The sequence below is a fragment of the Methylobacterium sp. B1 genome (genome assembly GCF_000333255.1).
GTDB classification, from domain to species: domain Bacteria; phylum Pseudomonadota; class Alphaproteobacteria; order Rhizobiales; family Beijerinckiaceae; genus Methylobacterium; species Methylobacterium fujisawaense.
On record NZ_BACT01000480.1, the window covers coordinates 1 to 4122 of the forward strand.

3 protein-coding genes are annotated in these 4122 nt (G+C 71.1%); all 3 read right to left on the bottom strand.

Annotated features, from left to right (window positions below; all coding sequences use genetic code 11):
• Positions 1–131: 131 nt before the first annotated feature.
• A complete protein-coding gene (gene pdeM, locus I53_RS14125; RefSeq protein ID WP_043351737.1) occupies positions 132–845 on the bottom strand; it encodes a ligase-associated DNA damage response endonuclease PdeM in 714 nt (237 codons plus the stop codon).
• A 41-nt stretch (positions 846–886) separates the two neighbouring features.
• Positions 887–3484 carry a DEAD/DEAH box helicase gene (locus I53_RS14130; RefSeq protein ID WP_043351739.1) on the bottom strand — a complete coding sequence of 866 codons (2598 nt, stop codon included), beginning with the start codon at positions 3482–3484 and terminating at the stop codon, positions 887–889.
• Between the two features lie 122 nt (positions 3485–3606).
• Positions 3607–4122: alpha/beta hydrolase (locus I53_RS14135; RefSeq protein ID WP_043351741.1), on the bottom strand; the 516-nt coding region annotated here is incomplete at its 5' end.

Below are 4122 nucleotides of genomic sequence, written 5' to 3' on the forward strand. Positions count from 1 at the left end.
GACGGCCTGAGGCCGGATCAGACCGGGCGCCTCGCCGCTGCGCCGTCCTGCCGAACGAAGCGAGGCGATCCCGTCGGCGCGGCGCATCGAAACGACGCGCCGCGCGAACGTGCGCGGGATGACGGGCGCGCTCAGTCCCGGGCGAGCTGCGCCCGGCCGATGGCGAAGACCCGGCCGTCGCCGAGGAGGTGGGCGGTGAATCCCTTCGGGAACAAGCCCTCGATGGCCTTGTCGCGCACGTTCAGCCCGCCCGCGTAGGCGCCGAAGGCCGGCATCACCAGCCGCGTGCCATCCGTGACGAAGCAGCGGCGGCGGACGGCCCGCCCCCGCATCGCGACCTTCCCGCAGGGATGGAGATGGCCGGCGATCTCGCCGGGAACGGGCTCCGGGCTCGGCTCGTGGCGCAGCACGAGGCCGCCGAGGGTCAGCGCGTCGGCGTAGCGCCCGCCGACGCCTTCGTTCACGGCCGCATCGTGGTTGCCGGCGATCCAGACCCAGTCCCGGCCCTCCTGCAGCGCCGCCACCAGGGCGCGGTCGCCCGGCTCCATGCGCTCGGGCCCGCGGGCGTCGTGGAAGGAGTCGCCCAGGGCGACCACGCGGGCGGGCTCGTGACGCGCCACCGCCTCGTGGAGGCAGGCGAGCGTCTCGCGGGTGTCGTAGGGCGGCAGGAACTGGCCGGATCGGGCCGCGTAGGACGAGCCCTTCTCCAGGTGGAGATCGGACACGATCAGCGTCCGGTGCTCCGGCAGCCAGAGGCCGCCGCAGAGATCGAGCACCAGGGTCTCGCCCGCGAGCATCAGGGTGGGGTGCTTGTGAGTCTTCTCGAGTCTCAGGCCGGCCGCCAAGATCGCATCCTCGGTGTCGTCGGGGGAGGGCGGATCGACGGTCAGGACAGAGCCTCTTGGAGAAGCTCCGCCTCGGCCTCGGCCAGGATCTCGTCGGCGCCCTCGCCGTAGACCCGCTCGCGCCCGATCTCGAGCATCACGGATACGGAGAGCGGCGAGACCCGGTCGAGAGACCTGTGGATGATTCGCCCCTGGATGCGCTCTAGCATCATGCCGAGGCGCCTCACGTCGAGGAGTCCGGTTGCCGCATCCTGCCGCGCAGCCCGCAGCAGGAGGTGGTCGGGCTGGTGCTTGCGCAGCACGTCGTAGATCAGGTCGGTCGAGATCGTGACCTGCCGGCCGGATTTCTTCTGCCCCGGATGGTGGCGCTCGATCAGGCCGGCGATGACGGCGCATTGCCGGAAGGTGCGCTTCATCATGGCCGATTCGTCGAGCCACGCCTCCAGATCGTCGCCGAGCATGTCGACCGCGAAGAGGTCGCCGATGAAGTCGGGATCGCGGGCGGCGCGTTCGGAAACGTCGCGGGTCGTCCAGATCGCGATGCCGTAATCGTTGGCCGCGAAGCCCAGCGGCCGCAGGCCGTCGCGCTCCAGCCGGCGGGTGAGCAGCATGCCGAGCGTCTGGTGCGCGAGGCGGCCCTCGAATGGGAAGGCGGTCAGATAGTAGCGCTTGCCCCGCGGGAACGTCTCCACGAGCAGATCGCGCTCACCCGGCAGGACCGAGCGGCGGCGCTGCTGGACCAGATACTCGCCGATCTGCTTGGGCAGGCGATCCCACGCGAACGGGTCGGCGATGAGTGCCCGGACCCGGGCGGCGAGGAAGGTCGAGAGCGGGAATTTCGCGCCCGCGTAGGACGGGATCGCCGGGTCGGTGCCGGGCGGGGCGCGGGTCACGAGGCACTCGTCCTCGGCGAGGCCCTCGAAGCGGAGGGTCTCGCCCGCGAACAGGAAGGTGTCGCCGACGGTCAGTGTCTCGGCGAACTCATCCTCGATCTCGCCGAGCACCCGGCCGGATTTCGGCAGGACCGTGCCGGGCTTGCCGCGCAGCGTCCGGCCCAGACGAACCCTGACCCGCGCCGCCTCCACGATGGTGCCGACATTCATCCGATAGGCCTGCGCGGTGCGGGCGTCGCGCACGCGCCAGAGCCCGTCCGGGCCGCGCAGGATCTTGGCGAAGCGTTCGTAGGCGCGCAGCGCGTAGCCCCCGGTGGCGACGTAATCGACCACCTGCTCGAAGGATTCCCAGGTGAGCCCGGCATAAGGCACCGCCGAGACGATCTCGTCGTAGAGATCGACCGGGTCGAAGGCGTCGGCGCAGGCCATGCCGAGCACGTGCTGGGCGAGGACGTCGAGGGCGCCCTGGCGGGCATCGGGGGTGTCCTGCGCGGCTTCCTCGACGGCGTCGAGCGCCGCCTGGCACTCCAGCATCTCGAAGCGGTTGCCCGGGACGAGATAGGCCTTCGAGGGCTCGTCCATGCGGTGGTTGGCCCGGCCGATCCGCTGCATGATCCGGCTCGCGCCCTTCGGCGCACCGACATTGACCACGAGATCGACGTCGCCCCAGTCGATGCCGAGATCGAGGGTCGCGGTGCAGACGATCGCCCGCAGCTGACCCGCCGCCATGGCGGCCTCGACCCGGCGGCGCTGCTGCGCGTCCAGCGAGCCATGATGGATCGCGATCGGCAGCGCGTCCTCGTTGAGCCGCCACAGCTCCTGGAAAGTGTACTCGGCCTGGAGCCGGGTGTTCACGAAGACCAGCGTGGTCCGGTGATCCCTGATGAGCTCGTAGATCGCCGGCATCGAGTGCCACGCGGTGTGGCCGGAGATCGGCAGCGCCCGGCCGAGATCGAGCATGCGCAGATCCGCCTTCGCGCCGCCCGCCACCGTGACGAGATCGGCCATGGGGGGCGCGACCTGCCCCCTCTCCCGAGCGGGAGAGGGCTGGGGTGAGGGACGAGGAGTCTCAGGACCAGGCACGTCGGCGCCGGGCGTCGCGGTCGAGCCAGGTTCTGTGAGTTCTCGTTCTTCACCCTCTCCCGCTCGGGAGAGGGGACCCACGCCCGGTCCCACAACCGTGTCGGCCGTTTCGTCGTGCAAAGTGGGAGGCGCACCCGCAGACGGGGGGAAGGGAAGCGGCCCCTGCGGCACCAGATATTTCCGCAGCTCATCCGGCTCGCGCACCGTCGCGGACAGCCCGATCGCCGCGAGCCCCGGGCTCAGCCGGTGCAGACGCGCCAGCGCCAGCGACAGCAGGTCGCCGCGCTTGGACGTCACCAGCGCGTGCAACTCGTCCAGCACCACGCACCGCAATCCGGAGAAAAACTCGGCCGCCTCGCGGTGGGCGATCAGCAGCGCCAGCTGCTCGGGCGTGGTCAGCAGGATGTCGGGCGGACGGCTGATCTGACGGGTGCGCTTGTGCGCAGGGGTATCGCCGGTGCGGGTCTCGACGCGCACCGGCAACCCCATCTCGGCGATCGGCGCGTCGAGGTTTCGGGCGATGTCCACCGCCAGCGCCTTGAGCGGCGAGACGTAGAGGGTGTGGAGCCCCGCCGGCTTCAGCTTCTGCGTCCCGCGCTCAGCGAGGGCGACGAGGCTGGGCAGGAAGCCGGCCAGCGTCTTGCCGGCCCCGGTCGGCGCCACGAGGAGGGCCGAACGGCCGGCGCCGGCGATCCGCAGGAGATCGAGCTGGTGCGGCCGGGGCGCCCAGCCGCGGGCCGCGAACCAGGCCTGGAACCGCTCCGGAAGGACCTCGGACAGGTCGCTCAGGCGAGCGCCATCAGGAAACGGTCGATCAGTTCCAGGGCCCTCTCGCTCATCGGGCTCGGATAGCGGGCGAACACGTGACACCCGCCGGGATAGACCGCAGTGTGGCCGCCATTGCCGGCCGCCGCCCAGCGCGCCGACATGTACAGCGTGTCGTCGAGGAGGGGATCGGCAGTGCCGATGGTGAACAGGGCCGGCGGCAGCCCCTTCAAGTCGGCATAGATCGGCGACACGTCCGGCCGACGCCGGTCGATGCCCTCGCGGACATAGCCGTCGGCGAACTTGGTCAGGTCGCGGGTGTTCACGACGAGCCGCTCCTCGCCCCAGTTCCGGACCGACGGGGTGAGGCCGAGGTCGAAGAAGCCGGCATTCAGGTTGGCGCCCCGGAAGGCCCGCGGCAGGTTGTGCTTGTCGCGCAGCCGCAGCAGCACCATCACGGCGAGGTGCGCGCCCACCGACTCGCCCCCGATCGTCAGGGCCTGAATGCCGAACTCCACCTTGCCGGGGCCGGCCAA